We start from the raw sequence: 24,432 nt of genomic DNA, 5'->3' as shown, positions 1-24,432 counted from the left end.
TTAAAATCATTTTGGATACAATTTTTCTTAAAATTCCTTAAGAAAATCGTAGTTTTTGTAAAAAAACCTTTATTTTCCTAAGGAAAATGGGAATTTCTTCCAAAACTCATGACTTCCATCAAATACAAGAAGATCGTTGTCGTTTTCAAACGAACCAAATACGAGTTGGATCTGGAAACTTATGGTTCCATCCAAGCCTATAAGGAAGTCACAAAACAAAATCCAAATGTATTCCAAAGAACATTTGAATCCCACGAAAGGCAAATTCGTTCCCGTGAGTATCTAAAAACACATGTATTTCCAAAGGCTGATTTTGTTTTCCGAGAACACTTTGACCCTGAATCTGGTTCGAATTATGATTTAGTCGTCGCACATGGTGGTGATAATCATTTTACGTATGTAGCCCATTTGGTTGGTAGTACTCATTTGATTGGATGTAATTCTGATCCAGATTCTTCAGTGGGTGCACTTCTTGGCTTTACAGCGGAAGAACTTGGTGAAGCCGTGAAACACAATTTTAAACAAACAAAAATAGAGTCTTGGTCACTTTTAGAAACCGAAATTGTGTATCCAAATGGTACAAAACTTAAAACTGTTCCAGCTGTTTGTGAACTATCCATCCGAAACAATAGCCCAGATCTCACTTCAAGATTTTGGATCACCTATTTGGACAAAAAGGAGGAACAAAAATGTTCTGGCTTACTTGTTTACACGGGTGCAGGATCAACAGGTTGGATCAGTTCCTGTTTCCCTAAAAAATTCCCTCCGTTTTCGAAACATGAGCCATTTTTCCACGTGTATTCCAGAGAAATACGAGTCAAATCACGAGAAACAGAGTTTTCCTTGGCAGATTTTAGGGCTTTGGATCAAGTGGAAGTTATTTCCGAAATGAATGGTGGTTTGGCAGTGGATTCTCTGACAGAGAGACACTACCCTTTTCCACCATATGCAAAAGCGGTAATCAAATTATCGCCTGAGAAATTATTTGTAGTCGTTCCACTAAAGAGAGGGGAATCCATGCAGGACTTACCATACGAAATCGAACAAAAACGCATCAATGGAACTGTCATTGTTCAAATTAAAGGGCGGATGGAATCTGGTCCGTTAGACCGAATCACACAAACCATACTTGATGAAATGGTTGGTGCCGATAGAAAACATTTAATATTAGATTTTTCTGAATTACGTTACATTTCTAGTTTAGGAATACGTATGATTTTAGATGTAAAAATGAACTTACAAAAACGAAACAAGGAAATGGCACTTGTTGGTGTAACAAGTTCTATCCTACAAGTGTTTCATCTTTTAGGTTTATCCAATGCATTCCAATTTTTTTCTGATCGCGAAGATGCTTTGAAGTCTTTTGAGGAGCCATCTAAGTCCTAGATGACTCCACGAATTTCCGTTTGGATATCCAATTCGGTTTTCGTTTCCTTTTTAGTGATTTCTATATTCTATTCCCTCATTTACTACGAAAACTCCTTCCTAAAAGAGGAGTCCACATCGCTCATCAATGAGAAAAACAGAAGTTTTGCGAGAGTCCAAGAATTGTCTCGAGTTAAAAACCAATTCCCTATCGCTTACCAATGCCATTATAATTTTGGATTATCTGATGGATCATTATATGAATCTACAGAAAAAATCCCTTATTCCATTTACAAAAGATTAAGGTTAGGTGATACAATTGAAATTTATAAGAAGGAATTGCTAATTTTAGGAAAACCTACGGCAATTTCGAGAATAATGGGGAATGAAGAACCACTCCCCCTTTTAGAGAACTTAGAAAAATATTTTAAACTTAGTTTTTACTATTTCCTTACTTTAACGGCTGTTTTTTTGGCAATTAGGGTTTCGGAATTGTTACTTCGAACTTATCCTTCCCAGAAAAAACCAAATGAGACTGACGTGATTGTTGTAAATAATTCTCAGGATTTACATCAAAAGTAACAAAACACATATATTTATCATATTTCACAACATACATATATTCCATATAATTGAGATGTGTATTTTGAGTCATAAACCCACGTAACCATTTGCTATCTCGATAAACTCTTTCGTATTGGATGTTAGTTGCATCTATTTTTTTGATTGATTCTGCTGACTCTTTTGAATAATCACGACTCATGATTTCTTTTTTGAGCGTCTTAATCAGGTTATATTCGAGTTTTGCTTTATTAGGTGGTAAATTTTCTGGACGTGTTTTATAGTAGTACTCGAACAACTCTTTGTCTTGGCCTTCTTTGGCATCGTGATTTTCTTGATTCACGTCGGTAGTTGTTGTTTGTGGTTTAGTGTCCTGTGCAGAGATTGAAACAACTGCTAAACTGAACAAAATGGTAAAGAGAAGGCTTTTTTTCGAGAGTTCCATAGTTACTATTATCGGATTTTCTAAGTAAATTTCAAAATAAAATTTTCGGTTTTCAAAAAGAGAAACAAGGTTCAAAACAGTTTTATCATGTCGATTCCCCCACTCATGACATTCCAGGAGGACTTTCTCTCTGGAAAATTGATCACCAAAGAATATGTCCATTTTTCGGAAATCGACTGTCCGGAATTGGACATTTGGATTGGTCGAGTGGTTAGGAGTATTTCTCTGGAATTCCTCCATGAGATTTTATTCACCATCCTAAGCGAACTTTTAGTGAATGGTTGTAAAGCCAATGGGAAACGTGTTTTTTTCTCAGAACAAGGGTTAGACTTATGGGATGAAAAAGATTATGCAAGAGGGATTAGTCTTTATAAGGAAGAATTTGGTCACCATCGCAAACGAGTCTTTTCATCTTTAGAAAAATCAAATTATTCTATCTCTCTTAGTACAATGTACAAAGAGGATTTTATTGAGTTTCGAGTTCGCAATAATGCAAAAATCCTACCAGAAGAAAAAAATCGAATCGTTAGAAGGGTCCAAGCTTCAACAAAGTATAGAAATATCAATGATGCTTACCGAGAATCCGTAGACAATGAGGAAAGTTCTGGTCTTGGCATTGTATTAATTCATATCCTACTTCGTAATTCAGGAATACCGAACCAATTTTTCGAATTGGTAACAGGTGAAGACTATACGGAAGTGATCATTCGTATTCCCAAACAATTGATCCCAAAAGATAGCCAATCACGCATCAAAGACCTTTTGATCCGAGAAGTAAATTCACTTCCGCCATTGCCAGCTCAAATTAATAAATTAATCACGATTGCAAAAAAGAAAGATGTTACTTTCCAAGAAATTGCGACTGAAGCTGAAAAAGACCCAGCGATCGCGGCTGAAATCATCAAAATTGCAAATTCACCATTATTTGGAGTCCATAAATCTATTGTTTCTGTTGTTGAAGGAGTGAAACGAATTGGTCTAAAAAACCTGGAGTCAATCTTTTTGGCCTTGGGTGCCAAAAAAATACTTAACTCTCGTTATGCGAAACAAGTTCTAGTTTGGACTCACTCTTTCAAAACTTCTATGTATGTGAAATTTTTATTAGAAGAAAAGCGAAAACACTTCCAACTTTTAGAATCTGCAACAATCGCTGCCCTACTACATGATTTAGGAAGAATGGTTCTCTTATCCCTTGATTTAAGCCAAGTGAATCAGATCCGAGTCTTGAGAAGCGACGATAATACGGAAATTTCGGAATGGGTTGAAGAATACACGGTTGGAACAACTCATTCGGAGATTGGTTATTTAATTTCTGACAAATGGCATTTCCCTGAAGAAATTTTAGACGTAATTCGTTTCCATCACAAACCTTGGCAGTGTAAATCAAGAAATAACATTTTATGCCAAATCATATACTTGGCAGACATCCTGTCAAATATCGGCAAAGGAAAAGGGAATTACTTTACTGTTGAACCAGAAGTTTTGGATTATTTTGAAATTCACTCAGAAAAAGAATTTCGAGAAATGCAAGATCGTTTTAAAGTAAAATTTGAGGAACATAGAGAAGAATACCAAAATCTCTTTATTTAAAAATGGATTGGAAATTATTACTTACACTGGAAGAAAAAGATTTAGAAGACCCGAATTTAGCTGACGAACTCAATTTAGTTGGCCATCCAGAATACCCTTTTATCTCAAGTTTATCACCCGAAGAAACTTTAGAAATATTGAAAGAATTTGTACTCGCGGAAGGTCATAAGGTCAATTTGAAGAATTTACTCAGTTATGCGCCTATATTAGAAATCACTTTAGTCAAAAAAAACTTACCATCTATTTATGGTTGATAGGATTAAAACTAAACACTTCCCAAATCTTCTTTTAAATCTTTTCCTAATTCGGTACTAAATTCAATTTTCTTAGCAACAGATTTTTCCATACTGCTAATTAATAATTCATTTGTTTTTGCCAATCGATCCGCCATAATAGAAACCATCTTGGCTGCGAATTTCGGATTTTTAACCAAGAAATTTTCTAACTGTTGTTTACTCTCAATTACTGCTAATTCACAGTTTGTAATTGTCCTTGCAGTTGCACTCCTTGGATTGGAACTAAACAAAGCCATTTCTCCAAAAAAATCCCCAGGTTTCATGAGCGCCAATCGTGTTTGGCTGTTATTAACAGTAAAAAATATTTCTACATTCCCTTGCAAAATGATGTACATAGCATTATTCAACTCCCCTTCTTTGAAGATCCTTTGGTTCGGCGGAATGTTGAGTTTGCTCATAAAATGGTGACTCCTATATCTATTTTTGGCTATTTTGGCTAAAATCTGAATTCATTTTCCTTTCCATCCTGAAATATAAAATGAAAATGTTCGAAAAGGACAATTACGATATGGAATGGGAATTATTAGGGATCATACTAGCAGGGATGTTGGCACTTACGTTTTACTTCTTCCGCATTCCATTATTATTTCCAGTGCCAAACCAATCAAAAAATAGCAGAGAATCACGTTTTGATGTATTAAGAGGGTTTGCAATGATAGGAATTGTAATGATTCATATCCATTCTTACTTTCAGTTTTTTCATCCTGGTGATACTTTTATTATCCATAATACATTGATGTTATCGAATTTGGCACGTTTTTCTGTCCCAATGTTTATCCTGACATCAGCTATTTTTCTAAAAATAAAGGAAGGTTATTGGATATCAAAATTTAGGCACTTAGTTGTACCTTATACGGTATTCTCAATTTTTGGGTATTGGATTAAATACAATCATTATTCACTCAATGAGTTTTTTACTTTTTATGCTTTAGGTAAAGTGTTTACACCCTTCTATTTTGTACCTTTGTTGTTACAATTTTACATATTATTCTATATTTTGAATCCAATCATGAAAGAAGATAATTGGCGAAATATAATCCTATTAATTTCCTTTTTAATCAACGTGATATCCAATTTAGGGTTTTTTGATACTTTTTTACCGATTGAGTACCATTCAATTTCAATCTTCAATTATATTTTTTTCTTCGTTCTAGGAATTCATATAGGGAAAACAAAACAATCGAATTCTGAAATCAATCAGAATTCAAAATTTATATTATCAATTTATTACGTTTTATCTTTAATTTTGGTACTAATAGTTAGTCATTTATTTGGTACAGACTTAAAAAATCACCACACCATATATCCGATACTATTTCTGTTATTCGTTTGGCAATACCTGAATGATTTCAATGGATCAATATCCAAAATCCTCAGTTATATAGGAAATCAAAGTTTATTTATCTTCCTACTGCATCCATTTATCATACACTTTATGCACAGTGTAGATCCATATACCTTTGGAGGTCCATTTTTTGGGTATGTATTGACACTATTATTGAACGTAGGAATTCCAATTTTAATATCGATTATAATCCAAAAGGGTAAGTTTTTATATCAATCACACCACTTGACCTAATAGCTGTGAACGCTTTTGCATATTCTACTAACACGTTCAAAACATAGTTTAATCTACTTCGGATATATGTATCTTCCTTAGATTCTGGTGATTCCGAATTTAAAAGTGTTTCTACATGTCTCACAATAACGTGGTCTGGAATGTAAACGATTCTTGTATTTTTGTAACTAGACATTCTCAATTCGGCATTTGGGTAACTTCCACCCATTCCACTTGATACCGTTATTATAAGCCCTGGTTTATGAGAAATGTCCCCACCAGATAAATATAGGAAAAAGTTTTTCATCGCTGGACTTGCCATACCAGCATATTCTGGAGTAATAAATACAAATGCATCCGATTCAGACAATCCTTGGTTGTATTCGTTCCAAAACTTTTTTATCTCCGAATCTTTTTCCCACATTCCAGGCTCCCAAATTGGTAATGGTGAATTACCTAAGTCTAGAATTTTAATTTCGATGCCTTTATCTTTTAAAATTGATGCTAAAAAATTTGTTACTTTTAATGATTGTGAATTTTTTCTATGACTTCCGCTTACTAACGTTATCCTCATTTAGGTCCACCTCCTTGGTTTCTATTTCCCTTATAATGGGCTTTCTTTTTATTTTTCCATTTTCTATTATTGTGTCCGCTTGGTTTGGACTCACCTTTGTCTTCATTTTTTCTTTGGTGGTGATTTTGTTTTTTTTCAGAAAAATTTCTATCTTTTTTATTTTCTCTATCTTTCGTGAATCTTAGCTTCTCATCACCAAACAACTGTATGTATCCAAACAAAAAAGAAGCTAGAATTCCATGAATTTTCTCCCATTGTTTTTTATCAAGTTCCCCAAAAACTGGATGGTCAGCAAACGGTCCAGAATGTAATTTAAAAGCCGTTAAAGATGTTTTTAATCTTAATTGTGCAGATTCTGGATCACCTAAGTCTTTAGGTGGGAAACCGGGGATTTGATTTGCCTTCGTATAATGGCCAGTTGATATAAGTTTCGCAAATTTATATTTTCCTAAAAGTTTATTTATAGTTGTTCTTTTGGTAGTATACCCTACTCCCTGAATGGATAATTCAATGGACTCAGCCAAAAAATCAAAAATTTGCGATAATGTAATGTCTGATTTTTGTTTTTTTTCGCAAGTGATTATAATTGATAATTCTTTTTCGATATCATCTATTGTTTTTAATTTTAAAGTTGATTTCATTTTTCCCCTATTCACTGATACCGTATTTTTTTTTGAGCGAGTTTAATTCCTTTAAAAAACTCTCGCGCAATTTACTATTTAGTTTTCCGACATTAATGCTAATTTTAGTCTGCGATAATCCAACACGGGGTGAAATGATTTCACCCCCTCTATTTTCCTTTCTTTTTAGTAAATCTTCTAAATTTTTGACTGACAATGGCTTACCACTTATGATCAATTCCATTACTGATTTTTGATCTAATCTTGCTATACTGCTAAGTTGTTTAACATACCTTTCACTGTAACCTAAAAGATTTGAAACTTCATCGGCAGTTTTTTTCTTTTCTTTCCTTAGATATTGGATTGCCTTTCCAACTTCCCAAGGATTTAAATTTTTTCGTTTTTCATTTTCTGCTAAAGACATTTCGTAACAAACATCTTCGTTTGCATCTGTTACAATGGCTGGTATTTCTTTCCAGCCCAACTTTAATGCAGCACGGTATCTTCGTTCACCAGCAACGATTAAATACTTACCTTTTTCTTTTCGAACCAGTATGGGTTCTATGAGACCTAGTCGTTCCATGGAAGGGAGTAAATCAGAAGTATCTTCTCTACCAATAAGCCGAGGTTGGGTTGGATTTGGAAATATTTGGCTTAACTCAAGATGAGAAGGATTCTTTTTTTTCTCAGAATAAGCTGATATTAAATCTAAGGCTTGGAATTCAGTTTTTTTGGACATTGATTTTCTCTTTAACCTCTATTGCCAATTCTCGAAAATTTTTCATAGTTGCTAGGTCGATTTTTGATAAAAAACTCATTTTTGCCTGAGCCTGCGGAATGGATTCACGCCTTTGAATAACGGTTTCAAATACAGGGAAATATTTTTTAACTCCCTCTGCCAAACCAGCCAAAGCTTTTTGGCCTTCGAATTGATTTAAGACAGCACCTAAAAGTTTTAATCGTTGATTGGCTTTTCTTTGAATTTTTTGGATGGTTTCATACAAGTCTCGAATCCCTTGTAAACTAAATGCCCTAGTTTGAATTGGTACAAGAATATAATCTGCACAAATCAATGCATTTTCTAAAATTAATCCTAACGAAGGAGGACAATCAATGATGATATATTCATAATTTGATCTTAATGGTAAAATCGCCTCTTTTAATAATTCAAAGTCATCTCTTTCATAAGGTGTTGTCAGGTTTGCTAGTTCCAATGTGGAAGGTAATAAATCAAAATTCTTCGCTACTGTTTTGATAAGGGGTTCAATGTTTCTTGGTTTTTTTCCACGATATCCCAAATAATCCATTATTGAAGTAACATCGTCATTTAGAAATAACTGAGTAGCATTCGCTTGTGGATCCCAATCAATTAATAATACTTTATGTTTTTCCGAAAGTGCTTCTGCTAAGTATAAGCTGATAGTTGTTTTCCCCTCCCCTCCCTTTTGGTTAGAGATTGCTATAACGTTACTATCAAATCCTTCCGAATGATTGATTTCAAAATATTTGGAAAGTACCGACTTCTTAAATTCACCAGTTTTCCATCCAGGAACTTTTAATGCCGTTACCCTCTGCTGAAAATCATCGAGGCTTATCCCAACAAATTTTGCAGCCTCTTCAGAATCAAAAACTGTTTCCACTTTACCTAACCTACTCTAACCATCGTATCTTGATGACTATTGTCAATTTAATTATGTCTCTTAGGGGTGAAATCATTTCACCCCTAAGAGGTAATTTTAATTGGAGATGTTAACTCACCAAGTTTCCTCAAAACACCTAGAGGAAATCAAATTACGAATTTACAACATTGAGGTAATATTCATTCTAAGTTGGTGCAAAATTTTTTCAAATTTTTCCTCGTTTTTACCTCTTTACTAGTTATTACTACTCCAACGAAATCTGAAGTTATTTGGGGACCATCCATCGAAAAATCCGGAGGTGAGTACATCTTTGAAACAGGCAATAAATACCCAAATTTATCAGGTATTCGTGGTGGTTCTAGAATTTCCTTCCCGCGCACTTTCACATTATTTGGAATCCAGGGAATTTATACAAAAGATAGATGGGAAATTAATGGAAAACTGAAAACAACGGGTTGGAATCAAAAATCAGGTGAAGCTAGGGATGAAGATTTTTTTCTAGGAACAGTTTCGACTGAAAATTCAACAAATATTGCAACCCGAGAATGGAGTTACCGTGACTCAGCAACTGTATATTCAGGAAGCAGAAATTTTGCCGACGGAAAAGGTAAATCTACCATTGTTGAAAACAGAATCGAGCTTTTTGGTCGTTATTATTTTCAGGATGCAAATCCTGATTACTGGAAAGAAGGTTCTGGTTTTTTCATAGCAACAGGAGCCCGATATTCCTACTTCAAATACCTTTTTTATGATGTGAATCAATACATAGAATCAACTCCTGTTTTTTATGCGCCGATAGGATTAGGATTAAGTTACTCTAATGATCTGTGGGAATTTTTTTATGGTGGTGGTTATCGATATTCCAAAAACAATTTATATTTCGATTTTAGTTTTATGCCTTCAATCGGAAGGATAAAAACCAGAGATTTTCATGTTCAGAGATCGATTAACTTTTTCTCTGAAAATTATGGCTTCGGATGGAGTTCTAAAATTGAAGTAGGTTACCAATTTAATCCAACATGGTTAAGTTATTTTAGACTCAATCATAGACGATTTTTCTCAGAAGGGAGATTCACTTCTCAAGGAGGATTGACCGTGGCTGATTTGACTTCAAATCTGGTCTCTGGATTTAAATCTCATATCAATATTAAAGACTTTTCAATCGAATTAGGAGTTCTCAACAAAATAGAATGGAACCACGGCATCGATAATGCAGAAAAACAAGAATCAGGAATTAAAGAAAAAATAGAAACGAATGACTCAAATTGAAATTGAAAGAAAAATCACAAAAAGTAAAAATATATCATTAACTGTATATCTAAACGGTAGGGTCGTACTAAAACACCCAGCAAAAATTTCAAAAATTCAATTAGAAAACTTTATCGCCGAAAAACAAAACTGGATCTTAAACAAACTACAAAAAATCCCTAAAGATTTACCAAAGAGCCTCAAATTTGAAGACGGTGAAACAATTCACATATTCGGGGAAAGTGTAAAAATTTATTTCAATGACAAAAAGACATTCTACGATCCTATGAATGGTTTTTATGTAAAAAAAGAGAAAAATGAGATATTAAGAAAGAAAAGAGCAAAACATTATTTAAAATCCCTATTAACTTCTAAAATTGAACCATTAGTAAAAAAATTTGAATTCAATTTAAAAACGAAGGTAAACAAAATTAGCATAAGGACAATGCGATCATTATGGGGAAGTTGTAATTCCAAAAATTATATATCAATCAACTTAAGCTTAGTACATTGCCCAGATTATATTATAGATTACATTATCTTACATGAAATTTCACATACGATCGAGCACAACCACTCACAAAAATTTTGGAATTTGGTAAAAAGTCAAAATCCTAATTTTAAAATAGCTGAAAAATGGCTAAGAGAATGCGGTAAAAATTATATTTACTATTTAAATTAAATGAAAGATAAAATTAAAGTACTGTTTATTTGTTTGGGTAATATTTGTCGATCTCCAGCGGCTCAAGGTGCATTCGAAAATTTAATAAAAAAAAGAAAATTAGATCACATGTTCGAAGTTGATTCTTGTGGTACATCTGGTTATCACGATGGAGAACTACCAGACCCTCGGACACGCAAAGCAGCACTTCAACATGGAATCCAATTGACCCATCGATCTAGAAAATTACAATCTAAGGATCTTCAATACTTTGACTATTTAATTGTTATGGATAATAACAATTATAACGAATTACTAAGTCTAACAAATGATGAAGCCCTAAAAAATAAAATTTTTAAATTCGGAAAATTTCGTTCTGATACAGGACCTGATATAGTTCCTGACCCGTATTATGGAAGTGAAAAGGACTTTGAAAACGTTCAAGAATTAGTAGAGAACTGTTCTATTGGCTTCTTAGATTACTTAGGAGTATAAATGTGTCCCAATTAAAGAAAAAGATTATTATCATTGGTGCTGGTTTTGGTGGACTACAAGTTATCAAATCACTCGGGAACAAGGAAAACTTTGAAATTTTAGTAATCGATAAAAAGAATCATCATCTGTTCCAACCATTACTTTACCAAGTAGCAACTGCAGTACTTTCTCCAGCAGATATAGCGATTCCAACTCGATCTATAACAACCGATTTTAAAAATGTAAAAATTTTATATGGTGAGGTGACAGGTATCAACTTTAATACAAGAGAAGTGTCATTTCAAAACCATAACGAAAAATATGATTATCTGGTAATTGCTACAGGAGCAAAAACCAGTTATTTCGGAAATTCTCAATGGCAATCAAAAACCTTAGGATTGAAAAATTTAAAAGATGCATTGGCAATTCGAAAACAGATTCTATTATCTTTCGAACAAGCCGAATTAATCGGAGATTACGAAAAAGCAAAAAGTTTAATGCATTATGTGATTATTGGCGGAGGACCAACTGGAGTTGAGTTAGCAGGTTCCATTGCTGAGTTATCACATAATATCATTCGAAAAGACTTACGTAGTATCGATTCGGGTATGACAAAAGTAACCTTAATAGAAGCTGGTCCAAGATTATTAAATGCATTCAGCGAAAAATCCAGCTCCTTCACAAAGGAAAAGTTAGAAAGTAGGGGAGTTGAAGTATTAACTAACTCACCTGTATTGGATATAACCGACACGGGAGTTGTCCTCAAAGATAGAACGATTGTATCTAATACTATCATATGGGCTGCAGGAGTTGAGGGCTCAGAACTATCACAAAAACTTTCAATTAACAAGGATAAGGCGAATAGAATCGTTGTAGATGAATTTTGCAGAACAATAGAATATCCAAATGTATTTGTTATTGGAGATGCTGCCAATTTTAGTAAAGGTTTAAACAGACCTCTGCCAGGAGTTTCTCCTGTTGCCATGCAACAAGGGAGATATGTAGCTAAAATCATACAATCAATTGAAAAAAATAAAACCTTAATTCCATTTCAATATTTTGACAAAGGTAATATGGCAACCATCGGAAGGACAGATGCAGTTGCTGAGTTTGGCGGAATACGGCTAAAGGGTATAATGGGTTGGTTTGGGTGGCTCTTTGTACACCTTGTTTACCAAGTTGGATTCAAAAATAAGATGAGCACTCTCATCAGTTGGGTTTGGAGTTATTTAACATTTCGAGCCGGCTCAAGACTAATCCAAGAAGAAGCAAATGATGCATCAATTGGAACGTAAATTGAACTCATTTTTCTTTGCTTCTGAAATGCATTTTTTATAAGCCAATTCTGTATTGCCAATCCAATAGATCGTATTGGTATCGGTTGCACCATCTGGTGTGTGTTTTTGGAGGATAGGTATCATATACAAATATCCATTCTTTCGAGTTGTATTACATTCATCATGTAATTGTTCCTCTCTAGATAGTTGACTGCAATGAAAGTTAAAGAAAATGAAAATTACAGAAAAAATAAAACGACTCATTTAGAATTTTGAAGTATTCCTTTTAATTCATTAAATTCTTTAACTTGTTCTGGAGAACATTTAGCTAATTGATTCTCTATGAAGGAAAGGTCTTCTTCCGCTTTTTGTAGTTGAGCCTGTTTGTATTCTGGTTTATGAGTAACCTTTAGTATAACTTCTCCAGTGTAACCAGTATCTCCATTCGCTTCAAGAAGAATCGATTTGGCTCTTTTTAGATAAATAGGAATGAGTGATTGAATTGTCGCATCTTTTGAAAACTCATTGATGCCAAAAGATAAGAAAGTTATTTTTTTTCTATGAATGGAAGTGAGATCTGCCTTTTTTTCACAATCAACCAAGGAGACACATTGTTTCAATGTTCTATTTTGTCCCAATATTGTGGTTACACAAATTAAAAAAACTACACACAGCCGAAGAAATAACATACCACAAATACCATCAGAGCAAAATAAAGAATCAAGTCTATTTCGCCAGATAAATGTTTACAATCCGAAGGTGCCGAGAAACCATATATTTATGTTGCCGATTTCAATTCGCACCAAATTTCACTCAATCGAGGGATTGGAGTGGGGGAATCCACAAGGCATTCCAATTCTGTGTTTTCATGGTTGGCTCGACAATGCAAATAGCTTTGCACCTCTTGCTCCTTATTTTCCAGAGTATAGATTCATCTCAATTGATTTCCCTGGTCATGGCAAATCAAGCCACAAACCTGAAAACACAGTGTATTACTTTGCAGAATACGCATTAGAAATTGTATCCATCGTCCAATCTTTAGGAATAGAAGATTTTATATTAATGGCCCATTCAATGGGAGCCGCCATTTCCACGTTAGTTGCTGGTACAAATTTATTAAAAATCAAAAAACTTATTTTGATTGAAGCTCTTGGCCCACTAACAAATGTTTCACAAGCTGCACCTGATATCATGTCGGAGGCAATCAGACAGATTCTTCACCCAAGAGGGAAAAAAGAAACCTATTTTCTTGATATGGAGTCCGCGATTACGATTCGCCTTAGAGCAGGGGACATGACAGAAAATTCTGCTTCCGTGCTAATGGAAAGAGGAATTGAAAAAACTCCACGTGGGCTAAAACCAAGACGGGATATTCGATTACATTTTAATTCTTTTTTTCGTTATACGGAAGAACAAGTAGTTTCGTTTTGCGAAAGAATAGATTGTCCAACATTACTCATACTAGGCGACAAATCCAATTTCCCGATTGCAAATGCCTTCCCTAATAGAAAATCAGCAATCAAAAACTTATCCGAAGTGATTTTAAGCGGTGGTCATCACTTGCATATGGATCACCCGGAAAAGGTTGCACACGTCATACATCAATTTCTAAACGAAGAGACTCCAAAGGACACACAATGAATTCACCTATCGAAAATCCATCCAGACATGGTTACGAAATCCATCATGACACTTGTTTTGGTTGCGGAAAGGAAAACCCACTTGGGCTTGTAGCAGATTTTACTTTCCACGATGATACTGGAGAGGTAAATTTTACATATAATTTCAAAAAACTTTATAATGGTGCACCAGGATTCGTGCATGGTGGTATTTTGTCGACAGTGTTAGACGAAGCAATGGGAGGACTGTGTTTCCATTTAGGTTACATCGTCATGACGGATACAATGAGTTTTAAATTCCATAAAGCAACTCCTGTCGAAACAGAATTATTAATTCGTGCATGGCCCATAAAAAAGGCCAAAAGAAAGGTATTACTTGAATGCGAATTAACCTCCTTAAATGGGGAAATTCTATATGTAAAAGGGGAGGGTGCATTTCATATACTCCCTCCAAGATTTTTCTCAGAAAAATTGACAGGCGGGAAAATAGCGATTGCGAATGAATTATTATCTGTTAATAAATTGAAACGAGCACATCTCTTTGACAGGATAGAAACATGAATCGAAAAATTTATGCATTAATGATCACAACATTGCTAATCCAATGTTCAGGTGCATCAGTAAAAGATGGATCAGGTGACCAGGAATTTGAACTCAAATTAACAAAGGGTAAATGGATCCGCACCGAACGATTCAAAAATTCAGGTGGAATTCGAGCTGTTGGAGAAGTGAAAGCAGAATGTGGTGGAACAAAATGTACAGAAGACCAGGTTTCCAAATTTGCAGCACCAAAAATTAAATCACTCCCTAAACATGGTTATTGGGAAGAATACATTCAATTCGAACAACCAGGGTCAACTCCTGAAAATCCAAAGTATAAATCTACACTTGACCAAATCGGAGAATACGTTGACGGGAAAAAAACAGGGATTTGGAAAAAACCTGATCCAGAAAATCCTCAAAAATTCATTGCGGAAACTCCATGGGTCGATGGCAAAAAGGAAGGGATCGCCAAAACGTACGATAAACAAGGGAACGTATCTTCTGAAACTACATATGTAGATGACAAAAAAAATGGTCCGTACTTCCGAAAAAATAACAAAGGTGAGTGGGTAGAAAAAGGTGCCTTCAAAGAGAATGAAGAAGATGGAGAATGGTTATATTATTTTGTAGGTTCCGATGGTAATGGTATCAAAACAAAAGTTTCCTATTCCAATGGTTTAAAAAATGGATTAGAAATAAATTATTATAAAGATGGTGCCATAGAGTCACAAGGGAATTATTCTGCAGATGTTAGAACTGGCCTTTGGAAAATGTTTGGAAACAAAGGGAATATCTTAGCAGAAGGAAATTATTCTAAAAAAGAAAACTCTGAAAATTTAGATATCAAATACGAAAGGACAGGGATTTGGAAAGAATACTATCCTGATGGAAATTTATTTGGTACAGGACCAAGAAAACATACGAGAACTGGTGAGTGGAAGTTTTATTATAAAAACGGACAAGTCGCCTATCATGGAAATATGGCCAATGAAAGTATGTTAGAATCTGCAAAAGTTTACGACCAATCAGGCAAAATTTTAGGCGAAGGAAAAATGTTTTTTTCAATTGTTAAAATTGACGAAGAACTCCAAGACTTAAAATTAAATTATAAACCAAGTATACCTTATACTTACTTCTATCCATCTGGAAAAAAAAGAATGGTGATTCGTTCCACTGAAGATGCGACTGAATATTCAGAAGATGGAAAAGAATTAGGAAGAGGTCCTGTTGAACCACAAGGTAGAAAAATGGGATGTTGGACAATCGGTGGTAAAACAGAGTATTACATGATAGATAAACCAATGCCAAAGATGACTGCTTCTCAATGCAAATAGACAAAGAACAAATCAAAGAAATCTCCGATCAAATGAAACTCATTCGGTCGGAATTAGCGGAATCAATATCAGGGATGGATGAAGTGATCCAATCCCTATTTGTAGCACTTGTTGCAAATGGACATATTTTATTGGAAGGTATGCCAGGCCTTGCAAAAACATTGGTCGCTAAAAACTTAGCATCCATTATCGATGCCAAGTTTTCTCGAGTTCAATTCACTCCAGATTTATTACCAGCAGATTTGATTGGAACAAATATATTCAATCCAAAAACTTCCTCATTTGAAATTAGAAAAGGCCCAATTTTCACGAATGTATTGTTAGCCGACGAAATCAATCGCGCGCCAGCAAAAGTGCAATCTGCACTCTTACAATGTATGGAAGAACGACAAGTTTCGATTGCGGACCAAACTTTTGATTTGAATCCTCCATTTTTTGTCATCGCAACTCAAAACCCAATTGAACAAGAAGGAACTTATCCGCTTCCAGAAGCACAATTAGACCGATTTCTTTTTAAAGTAAATGTTGATTATCCTAGTTTTGAAGATGAAGTTTCAATCCTTCACCAACACGGGAATGTAAATTTTGAAAAAAAATCACTGAAAAAAGTGATGAAACCAAAGGAAATCCAGCGAATATCAGAAATTTCAAACCATGTTTTTGTTGATCCAAAATTATTCTCTTATATCGTTCAATTAACACGCAATACACGGCCAGAATCCACATCAGACAAAGACTTAAAAGTATTACTTTCACATGGAGTAAGCCCGAGAGCAAGTCTTGCCTTACTGAAAGTAAGTAGAATTAATGCCTTATTAGAAGAAAGAACGTTTGTCATACCAGAGGACATCCAAAGGTATTTTCCTGAAATTGTTAAACATCGACTTCACCTAACAATTGATGCTATCAGTGAGGATGTAAGCACGACTTCCATTATCAAAAGGATTTTAACAGTTACGGAAGTTCCTTAAAATGCTTGATCCCGAACTAAAAAGGTTACTCCAAGTCTTACAATGGGAATCTAAGAAAAAATTCATTTCAAATAGGCGAGGACTTATCTTTACGAATGATAAGGGAAGAGGGCTTGATTTTAAAGAAGTAAGAAATTACCAATACGGTGACGACATTCGTTATATCGATTGGAATGTAACATCTCGGACTGGCGAACTCCATACAAAAGAATTTTACGAAGAAAAAGATGCCACAATTCTAATCTTCATTGATTTAAGCCAATCTATGGAAGGTATAAAAGCAAAAACTGCCTTCCAAATTGCATTATTTTTATCATTATTTCACATCAAAATAGGGAACCGAATTTTTTTAATCAGTTTTTCGAATCAGACAATTTCGTCCAACAAATGGTTAAAAACAGAAACCGAAGTGCTCACTTATTTCGAAAATCTGAATAAACAGAAACATGGAAACCAAACAAACTATACAATAGCAAGCCAATATGCATTTAAAATCCATCCAAAGTATGCAGTTACGTATTGGATCAGTGATTTTAATCATCTAGCAATTTGGACAAAAACATTTTCGATCCCCAAAGTATGGGACCAATATGGAATTTGGATTTCGGATCCTATCGATGATTTGAATTTTCCATTTTGGTTAAAGTGGTTTCAGCCAATTTCACAGGAAGGGATCAAACTTAAAAGTCCAATGACAACTTATGACGAAGATAAAACGGCAGCAAAAAATTTATTTGGGAACAAACTAATTAAAATAAACCCTAGTTTAAAATTGAATAACCAAATCCTTCCTTTGTTCAAATCACAAAAACATGGCTAAAATAGTTTATATTTTTATTTTCTCTGCTTTTCTTTTTTCGATTTTCCCTGCACCAAAGGAAAGAATCCCATCAGGAGATCTATATGTTGGAGACACCATAGAATATACCATTGAATGGGAGAATAATGTATCAGACGTTAGTTTAGAAGTAGGCAAGTTTTACGAAGACCATACTTTGCCTACCTTCGAAATTCGAACTGTAAAAAAAGACAAAAATAAAATCACTGCTTCCGTTATTTTTTTTGTGCCTGGAGATTTCTTTTTACCAGTGAACTGGAAGGAAGATGGTATAGAAACAAATTCGAAACTTAAAATTTCAGTCCTTAGCAACTTAACAGGCAATGAAACTGAAATTGAAGATATAGAACCACCAATCCAATTTTCAGGTCCTTATGCGTTGAGACTAATTGGACTCATCGCTTTTACAATTTTGAATTTATATTTATTATATGCTTTGTATTTATATTGGAAATCAAAGCCAAAGATCATCGATGCTATCTGGGAAAAACCTCCCAAATTATTAGAATCTACTAAACGACTACACCTCTTAGAACAATATCTCAATTCAGAAACTATAGACGAGAAAGAACTTACATTTCGAATTAGTAATTACTTAAAGGAAGTATACTCGGAAAAATTTGAAGAGAACTTATTAGGCACAACTGACTCTGAATTTTTAGCAATTTTACATGATAAAACTCATATACCTGACTCTTCCATTCGAGACTTAAGACTTTATTTTAGAGACCTAAAATACAATCAAAATAGTAATACGATTTCAAACGAGGACGCGAGAATCATTTGGAATCGTATTAAAAAGGATTTTCTTTTATAATATGGATTACTTCCAAAGACCATATTTATTATTACTTTTGATCCCAATCATAATTATTTTCATCTATCAATGGAAAACAAATCCATATGGCCCTATTTTTTTTGTACAATCCGACAGATTCCAAGAGCATAAATCAACAATTTGGGTAAGCTTCAAAAAACAATTTTATATTTTTAATGAGATTTTGATTTATCTTGCAATGTTATCTTTGGTTTTTGCTTCCGCAGGTCCAGGAGCAAAATACAACCTAATGCCTGATAACACTAAAGGTGTTGATATTATGATCGCACTTGATATCTCGGGCTCTATGGTTAACTCCTATGATTTTTTACCAAAAAATCGACTCTCTGTATCAAAAGAATTATTAAGAGCATTCATTCAAAAAAGAATTTATGATCGAATAGGGATTGTTGTATTTGCAGGAGCAGCGTATCTGCAGTCACCACTTTCAAGTGACCGAACTGCCTTGGATGAGTTAATTGAAGATACTTCGAATGAAGATATAGAAGAACAAGGTACAGCGATTGGAGATGCACTCGTTTTATCTACATATCGATTAAAAAATTCAGAAGCTAAATCAAAAGTAATCATCCTTTTAACAGATGGAGTATCAAATACTGGAAAACTAGATCCAGAAACAGCAGCATATACTTCAAAAACATTAGGCATCAAAGTGTATTGTATAGGTATTGGCAAAGAAGAAGGCCAATACGAAGTAAATTATGAATCATTACAGAAAATTTCATCCGATACCAGCGGAAGATTTTTTAGAGCTGAATCGCCTGAGGTTTTGGGGGAAGTATTAAACGAAATCGATAGGCTAGAGGTTGTCGAATTACCTTCAAAACCTCTTGAAATCCAAGAAACGAAATTCCCTTCCTTTGTGTTTGTCGTTTTTCTATTCCTATTCTTAAATCTAATTCTAAAATTTTACCCCTTACAAGAGAAACTCTAATGGAAATGAAAACTGTCATTTTATTTGGATCTATCACCATTCTTTTGGGAATTCTCGTTGCTAGTATCAAAATCTTCATCAATTTCAAAGCTTCACAACTTACAAAAAAACATTTAGAATTTAACTCAAGGCTTACCACTTCCAATCAGTTTTTATTATTCTTACGTTATCTATCACTATTGTTTGCTCTCATTTTGTGTTTATTGTCTTTATACAAAATCAAATCAATTGATGTGGAATCTACAAAGGAATTTGAATCTACGGATATCTTATTTGTAGTCGATGTAAGTTTATCTATGAATGCAATAGATGTTAAACCAAATCGTCTGAAACGTTTTCAGGATCTAATATTGAGGACACTTCCTGAATTAAAAGGTAATCGAATTGGGATCATTGTATTTGCAGGCCAATCATTTTCGTTTTGTCCGATGACTACTGATTTATCTGCCGTTTCAGATTACATACAATCGTTAAGTGTAGAAATGGTAGGGACAAAAGGCACAAATTTAGGAGTTGCTCTAGAAAGAGTTGGGAAGGTACTTAAAAAAAATCAAGGAATTCGATCATCTATCACTGTCATTGTTACTGACGGGGAAGACCACGAAAAACAGTCGTTACCGGATCTAGAAAATGAAGTAATGGTTTGGGGGGTCGGAACAGAAGAAGGTGGACCAATCGAATTTAGGGATCCGAGTACCGGGAAAGGCGGATTTGTTACGTATGACTCCAATTTGGTGGAATCACCTTATGGAGACAATGTTATAGTATCCAAATTAAATAAGGAATTTTTAGAAACGATCGCAGAAAAATATAATGGCGAATATTCCAACATATCCTTTTATCCTGATGGGAGTTTCCAACTTATCGACAAAGTGAAGGTGATGAAAAAAAACAAGATCCAAAGATTGGAAAAATTTAAAAATGAAGATGGAGCACATCCATATTTGTTACTCTCTTTGTTGTTTTTATTACTAGAAAGAATTTTCTCCATTGGACTTCAGAAAAAATCCCCACTCAAAATGATTACTCTCTTATTTTGCGTCATCCTTTTCCAACATAGCTTAGAGGCATGGGAGTTGGATCCAGGAGGGAATGCTGTAGAAAGGGGAGTTAAATCTTACCAAAACCAGAATTTCAATGAGAGCCAAAAAGAATTTTTGAACGCAAAGGAATACTTCCAAGATGACCCAAGATTAATTTACAATGAAGCAGCAAGTGCTTATCAATTAGGAAAGTACAATGAAGCAAAAGAACTTTCAGAAAAAATTCTTTCCCATCCTAAATCAAACTCCAACCTCAAATCAAAAGCAAATCTAACATTGGGAAACATTTTTAGTAAATTAGGCCAAAAAGAAAATGCCCTCAACTCCTATGTGGAAAGTTTAAAACATAACCCCAATCAAATCGCGGCAAAAAAAAACATAGAACACTTAACGAAAAAAAACCAATCTAAGCAAAATCCATCGGAAAACCAAAAACAAGGGAATGGTGAAAATCCGAATCCTTCAGAATCAAAACCACAAAATGACAAAACGAATCCTTCCAAACAAAAGCAATCCGATATCGACAGGATGTTTGAGCCATTTTCCAACGACTCCATTTTAAAAAATAAACGGGGAGGTCCAATTGATAATGAGAAATTTTGGTAAATTGATTCCATTTGTATTCTATTTTCTCTTTGCCTCTATTACAAACTTATACTCTACGGAAGTGGAATTTTTTTTCCATCCAAACGAATTCTCTTTAGGAGAATTTGCAAAATTAGAAGTAAAAGCTTATGGAGACAAACCCTTTCGAACATTACAAACAAACGTAAAACGTAATGGTGTCAGAATACGATATGTTGGGAGTGGCACCGAAACTCAAATCGTAAATTTCAAAGTATCTAAATCACAAATCATCAACTTTTACGTTGATACAGAACAAGAAGGAAATTTCCAATTACCCGAAATAACGGTTGAGTATGCGGGCAAACAATATTCTTCACCTCCTTTTGACTTTAAAGTCAGTAAAAAAACAAAAAATCCACCAAATAGTTTTTTTAAGTCTTTTCCGTTTGATATAGATGAACCAACTACCGGAGAAAATCCAGAGGTATCCTTTCATACGAATAAGTCGGTATTTTACAAAGGTGAACCTATAGTTGGTTACTTTGTTTTGTACTATGATCAATATAGGCAACCTTTCCTAGAGAGAGACCCGAACCAATCCATCTCATTTCCATTTTTTCTTTCAGAAACTTTAAGGCAAGTGACAGTTCAAATCGAACCAGAAGTCGTAAGGAATAATGTACTTAAAAAAACTCTGGTGTTTGCAAAAGAAATTTATGGATTAACAGCACTTAGATCAGGGAGTTTCCTTTTAGGTAAAACTAAATTCATAACAGGCGATAGTTTACGATTCAATTCACTCCAACAAACAATTGATACAATACCTGCAAAGGTCATTGTTTTAGACCTTCCAAAAAACTCACCTCATGATTTTAGAGGCGCTATTGGGAACTTTAAAATGCACATCCTCAGCTCTCCCAAACAGGTGTATGTTGGTGAAACTGCATACATTGAGATCATGATAGAAGGAGAAGGTGGATTTGAAGGAATATCACCAATGGTTTTTTCTAATCAAAAGATTCAGTGTATCAATCAATCAAAAGTAAAAAATTTCCAACAACTAGACTCAGGAGAATACGGATTCCTTTCAAAAGTAAAATTTCTTTACAGCTATCAAATCGAAAAAATGCCAATGGAAAAAGTGGAGCCTATCCAATTAAGTTTTTTCTCCCTAGCAGAAAAAAAATACAAAACAATCTCTATCAATTTTCCAGAATTTCAAATTCTACCGAAGAGGAAAATAGCGGAAGTAATTCCTCCAAAAAAGGAAAAATTACAATTAGAATTACCTTTCTTCTCTTTAGTTTTACTTGCAGTTTTAGGAATCCTTGGTTACGTAGCACTTAAAAAGTATAAACTAAATGTGGAGACCAATTCTTTTGTTCGTATGGTTGAAAGTTTTGGCAAAAAAAGAGATTTTTTCTTAACAGAACATTTAGAAAAAAAGGGAGTACCAAAAACCGATTCCATATGGCTCACCGAATTGATCAGTAATCACACTGACCTCTCCCATTTATATAAAAACTTATCGAAAAAAGACAAGATGATGGCATTACACATTGCCAAAACATTAAAAACAAAGGAGTAACATATGTCAGCTGAAGAAAAAGGCAAAATAAGTGTCGAAACAGAAAACATTTTCCCGATCATTAAAAAATGGCTCTATTCCGAAAAGGATATTTTCCTAAGGGAACTTGTTTCCAACGCAAGTGATGCAATCACCAAACTAAAAAAAGTAGCCTTGACAGAAGAATTTGAAGGTGGAAGTGATTACCGCATTGACCTAAATTTTGATGTCGATAAACGAATTTTAACCATCGAAGACAATGGGATTGGAATGACCATCGATGAAGTTAAAAAATACATCAATCAAATTGCTTTTTCTGGTGCCACAGACTTCGCCAAACAATACCAAAATGCCGAAAATAAAGCAGAGATCATCGGCCATTTTGGTCTAGGTTTTTATTCGAGTTTTATGGTCTCTAGACAAGTAACCATTGAGACTAAATCCTACAAGTCTGGCCAATCGGCGGTTATGTGGTCAAGTGAATCAGGCACTGACTTTTCAATTACACCCATTGAAAAAAATACTAGAGGTACAAAAATTTCTCTGTACTTGGACAGTGAATCAGGTGAATACCTTGATAAATGGAAATTGAAGGAACTAATCAAAAAATACTGTGATTTTCTGCCCGTTTCAATCTTTGTCCAAGGAGAAAAAGCAAATAGAGAAAAACCACTTTGGTCTGAGGAACCTTCTAAACTGTCTCCTGAAGATTATAAGGATTTTTATTCTTACTTGTTTCCATTTTCAGGGGAATCTTTATTTCATATCCACCTCAACGTGGATTACCCTTTCCGATTACAAGGGATCTTATACTTTCCAAAACTCACACATGAATTAGAAGCTTCAAAAAATGGAATCAAACTTTTTTGCAATCATGTCTTTGTAAGTGATAATGCAAGTGAGTTAATCCCTCAATTTTTAACGATTCTCAAAGGAACAATCGACATACCTGACTTACCTCTGAATGTCTCACGTTCGTATTTACAAAACGATCCACTCGTTAAAAAAATCTCCAACCATATCATTAAAAAAGTAGCAGACCGACTGATTGATGATTTTAAAAAGAATCGTTCAAAGTATGAAGAAAACTGGAACGATATATCTATCTTTGTCAAATATGGCGTACTAACAGATGAAAAATTTTATGATTCAATGACAGATCATATCATCTTTAAAAATTCCGAAAATGGTTTCTCAACTGTTTCTGAATATTGGGAAAAGAACAAAGAAAAGAATCAAAACAAAATCTTTTATGCAAATGAAACAGAAATGGGTTCTGTTTATATGGAACTACTCAGATCACAAGGACTAGAAGCCCTCTTAGTTGATTCTAAAATTGATTCTCACCTCATCCAACACTTAGAGGGTAAAAATCCCGATTGGAAATTCCAAAGAGTGGATTCAGAAATCGCTGATCAAGTTTTAGACAAAGAATCAAATACTGAAATTGTAAACGAATCCAATGAAACAGAATCCAATCGAATCGCAAAACTCTTTGAAGTTGCATTACCAAAGGAAGGGGTTCAAGTCAAAGTAGAAGCACTAAAATCAGTAGATGTCCCAGGGGTTATCTTACTTCCTGAATTTATGCGTAGAATGACAGAAATGAATTCTATGTTTAACAGAGAAGACACTAAATCAATGCTTAAGTCTCATACTTTGATGGTAAACTCAAAATCTCCTCTTGTAAAATTCGCCTTACAGGCGTTTGAGGGAGTCAACCCAGAGAAAGGAAAAAAATTGGCACGTGTCATCTACGATTTGTCTTTACTCTCTGCCAAGGTAATGGACGAAAAAGAAGTCTCAGAGTACACAAAAAGAACAACAGAATTTCTTCAGGAGATTTTTTCTACCTAGGACAAATTCCTC

Annotated in this window: 26 protein-coding genes; 18 read left to right on the top strand and 8 right to left on the bottom strand. The window is 34.3% G+C overall.

Annotated elements, in window-relative coordinates; translation table 11 throughout:
- Positions 1-108 precede the first annotated feature (108 nt).
- Positions 109-1,386: an STAS domain-containing protein gene (locus tag ND812_RS17410; RefSeq protein ID WP_265376613.1), complete on the top strand. Its 1,278-nt coding sequence runs from the start codon at positions 109-111 to the stop codon at positions 1,384-1,386.
- Between the two features lie 457 nt (positions 1,387-1,843).
- Here ND812_RS17410 and ND812_RS17405 read toward each other — a convergent pair whose 3' ends face one another.
- The gene (locus ND812_RS17405) at positions 1,844-2,371 is read right to left on the bottom strand and encodes a hypothetical protein (protein WP_265376612.1); all 528 of its coding nucleotides are present in this window, start codon (positions 2,369-2,371) and stop codon (positions 1,844-1,846) included.
- 87 nt (positions 2,372-2,458) lie between these two features.
- On the opposite strand from ND812_RS17405, the gene ND812_RS17400 reads away from it, so the two are divergent.
- Together ND812_RS17400 and ND812_RS17395 are read left to right on the top strand one after the other, a co-directional pair.
- Entirely contained in the window at positions 2,459-3,961 is a 1,503-nt protein-coding gene (locus ND812_RS17400) for an HDOD domain-containing protein (RefSeq protein ID WP_265376611.1), read from the top strand.
- 2 nt (positions 3,962-3,963) lie between these two features.
- Entirely contained in the window at positions 3,964-4,215 is a 252-nt protein-coding gene (locus ND812_RS17395; protein ID WP_265376610.1) for a hypothetical protein, read from the top strand.
- Positions 4,216-4,226: 11 nt separating this feature from the next.
- Here the strand turns inward: ND812_RS17395 and ND812_RS17390 are convergent, their stop codons facing one another.
- Positions 4,227-4,655, bottom strand: coding sequence for a Crp/Fnr family transcriptional regulator (locus ND812_RS17390; RefSeq protein WP_100715991.1), 429 nt, complete (start codon positions 4,653-4,655; stop codon positions 4,227-4,229).
- Positions 4,656-4,735: 80 nt separating this feature from the next.
- On the opposite strand from ND812_RS17390, the gene ND812_RS17385 reads away from it, so the two are divergent.
- Positions 4,736-5,836, top strand: a complete 1,101-nt coding sequence (locus ND812_RS17385; RefSeq protein ID WP_265376609.1) for an acyltransferase — start codon at positions 4,736-4,738, stop codon at positions 5,834-5,836.
- Here the strand turns inward: ND812_RS17385 and ND812_RS17380 are convergent.
- Genes ND812_RS17380 through ND812_RS17365 form a run of 4 tightly spaced genes read right to left on the bottom strand, consistent with a single transcriptional unit; the run spans position 5,787 to position 8,649 of the window.
- Complete coding sequence (locus ND812_RS17380; RefSeq protein ID WP_265376608.1) at positions 5,787-6,389, bottom strand: NADPH-dependent FMN reductase; 603 nt, start codon at positions 6,387-6,389, stop codon at positions 5,787-5,789. The genes ND812_RS17385 and ND812_RS17380 overlap by 50 nt on opposite strands.
- Positions 6,386-7,030 carry a DUF1569 domain-containing protein gene (locus ND812_RS17375; protein ID WP_265376607.1) on the bottom strand — a complete coding sequence of 215 codons (645 nt, stop codon included), beginning with the start codon at positions 7,028-7,030 and terminating at the stop codon, positions 6,386-6,388. The genes ND812_RS17380 and ND812_RS17375 overlap by 4 nt, the downstream gene beginning before the upstream one ends.
- Before the next feature lie 7 nt (positions 7,031-7,037).
- A complete protein-coding gene (locus tag ND812_RS17370; protein ID WP_108961192.1) occupies positions 7,038-7,748 on the bottom strand; it encodes a ParB/RepB/Spo0J family partition protein in 711 nt (236 codons plus the stop codon).
- Positions 7,732-8,649: a ParA family protein gene (locus ND812_RS17365; protein ID WP_265376606.1), complete on the bottom strand. Its 918-nt coding sequence runs from the start codon at positions 8,647-8,649 to the stop codon at positions 7,732-7,734. The genes ND812_RS17370 and ND812_RS17365 overlap by 17 nt, the downstream gene beginning before the upstream one ends.
- A gap of 189 nt (positions 8,650-8,838) precedes the next feature.
- Here ND812_RS17365 and ND812_RS17360 point away from each other — a divergent pair, with 189 nt between their 5' ends.
- The 4 genes from ND812_RS17360 to ND812_RS17345 are packed head-to-tail and all read left to right on the top strand — an operon-like array spanning position 8,839 to position 12,327.
- Positions 8,839-9,918: a putative porin gene (locus ND812_RS17360; protein WP_407658612.1), complete on the top strand. Its 1,080-nt coding sequence runs from the start codon at positions 8,839-8,841 to the stop codon at positions 9,916-9,918.
- The gene (locus ND812_RS17355; RefSeq protein WP_265376605.1) at positions 9,905-10,579 is read left to right on the top strand and encodes a M48 family metallopeptidase; all 675 of its coding nucleotides are present in this window, start codon (positions 9,905-9,907) and stop codon (positions 10,577-10,579) included. Before ND812_RS17360 ends, ND812_RS17355 begins: the two co-directional genes overlap by 14 nt.
- Positions 10,580-11,053, top strand: a complete 474-nt coding sequence (locus ND812_RS17350; RefSeq protein ID WP_265376604.1) for a low molecular weight protein-tyrosine-phosphatase — start codon at positions 10,580-10,582, stop codon at positions 11,051-11,053.
- Between the two features lie 2 nt (positions 11,054-11,055).
- Complete coding sequence (locus tag ND812_RS17345; RefSeq protein ID WP_265376603.1) at positions 11,056-12,327, top strand: NAD(P)/FAD-dependent oxidoreductase; 1,272 nt, start codon at positions 11,056-11,058, stop codon at positions 12,325-12,327.
- Here the strand turns inward: ND812_RS17345 and ND812_RS17340 are convergent.
- Together ND812_RS17340 and ND812_RS17335 are read right to left on the bottom strand one after the other, a co-directional pair.
- The gene (locus ND812_RS17340) at positions 12,313-12,453 is read right to left on the bottom strand and encodes a hypothetical protein (protein ID WP_265376602.1); all 141 of its coding nucleotides are present in this window, start codon (positions 12,451-12,453) and stop codon (positions 12,313-12,315) included. The genes ND812_RS17345 and ND812_RS17340 overlap by 15 nt on opposite strands.
- A gap of 116 nt (positions 12,454-12,569) precedes the next feature.
- Entirely contained in the window at positions 12,570-12,998 is a 429-nt protein-coding gene (locus tag ND812_RS17335) for a hypothetical protein (RefSeq protein WP_265376601.1), read from the bottom strand.
- Positions 12,999-13,089: 91 nt separating this feature from the next.
- Between ND812_RS17335 and ND812_RS17330 the strand changes: the two genes are divergently transcribed.
- The 10 genes from ND812_RS17330 to htpG are packed head-to-tail and all read left to right on the top strand — an operon-like array spanning position 13,090 to position 24,420.
- Positions 13,090-13,950 carry an alpha/beta fold hydrolase gene (locus tag ND812_RS17330; protein ID WP_265376600.1) on the top strand — a complete coding sequence of 287 codons (861 nt, stop codon included), beginning with the start codon at positions 13,090-13,092 and terminating at the stop codon, positions 13,948-13,950.
- On the top strand, positions 13,947-14,489 hold the full coding sequence (locus tag ND812_RS17325) for a PaaI family thioesterase (protein WP_108961200.1): 543 nt from the start codon (positions 13,947-13,949) through the stop codon (positions 14,487-14,489). The genes ND812_RS17330 and ND812_RS17325 overlap by 4 nt, the downstream gene beginning before the upstream one ends.
- Positions 14,486-15,805: an LIC20035 family adhesin gene (locus ND812_RS17320; RefSeq protein ID WP_265376599.1), complete on the top strand. Its 1,320-nt coding sequence runs from the start codon at positions 14,486-14,488 to the stop codon at positions 15,803-15,805. The genes ND812_RS17325 and ND812_RS17320 overlap by 4 nt, the downstream gene beginning before the upstream one ends.
- The gene (locus ND812_RS17315) at positions 15,796-16,776 is read left to right on the top strand and encodes an AAA family ATPase (RefSeq protein WP_265376598.1); all 981 of its coding nucleotides are present in this window, start codon (positions 15,796-15,798) and stop codon (positions 16,774-16,776) included. Before ND812_RS17320 ends, ND812_RS17315 begins: the two co-directional genes overlap by 10 nt.
- Position 16,777: 1 nt before the next feature.
- On the top strand, positions 16,778-17,596 hold the full coding sequence (locus ND812_RS17310; protein WP_265376597.1) for a DUF58 domain-containing protein: 819 nt from the start codon (positions 16,778-16,780) through the stop codon (positions 17,594-17,596).
- Positions 17,589-18,431, top strand: coding sequence for an LB_053 family protein (locus tag ND812_RS17305; RefSeq protein ID WP_265376596.1), 843 nt, complete (start codon positions 17,589-17,591; stop codon positions 18,429-18,431). Before ND812_RS17310 ends, ND812_RS17305 begins: the two co-directional genes overlap by 8 nt.
- A gap of 1 nt (position 18,432) precedes the next feature.
- Positions 18,433-19,386, top strand: coding sequence for a VWA domain-containing protein BatA (gene batA / locus ND812_RS17300; protein ID WP_265376595.1), 954 nt, complete (start codon positions 18,433-18,435; stop codon positions 19,384-19,386).
- 5 nt (positions 19,387-19,391) lie between these two features.
- Positions 19,392-21,035, top strand: coding sequence for a VWA domain-containing protein BatB (batB, locus tag ND812_RS17295; RefSeq protein ID WP_265376594.1), 1,644 nt, complete (start codon positions 19,392-19,394; stop codon positions 21,033-21,035).
- Positions 21,019-22,584, top strand: coding sequence for a BatD family protein (locus ND812_RS17290; RefSeq protein ID WP_265376593.1), 1,566 nt, complete (start codon positions 21,019-21,021; stop codon positions 22,582-22,584). The genes batB and ND812_RS17290 overlap by 17 nt, the downstream gene beginning before the upstream one ends.
- Before the next feature lie 3 nt (positions 22,585-22,587).
- A complete protein-coding gene (gene htpG / locus ND812_RS17285) occupies positions 22,588-24,420 on the top strand; it encodes a molecular chaperone HtpG (RefSeq protein WP_265376592.1) in 1,833 nt (610 codons plus the stop codon).
- The last annotated feature ends 12 nt before the right edge of the window (positions 24,421-24,432 follow it).

This window comes from Leptospira limi (assembly GCF_026151395.1).
GTDB classification, from domain to species: domain Bacteria; phylum Spirochaetota; class Leptospiria; order Leptospirales; family Leptospiraceae; genus Leptospira_A; species Leptospira_A limi.
The sequence above is the reverse complement of the archived record's forward strand: the minus strand, read 5'-3'. Positions and strand labels throughout refer to the sequence as shown.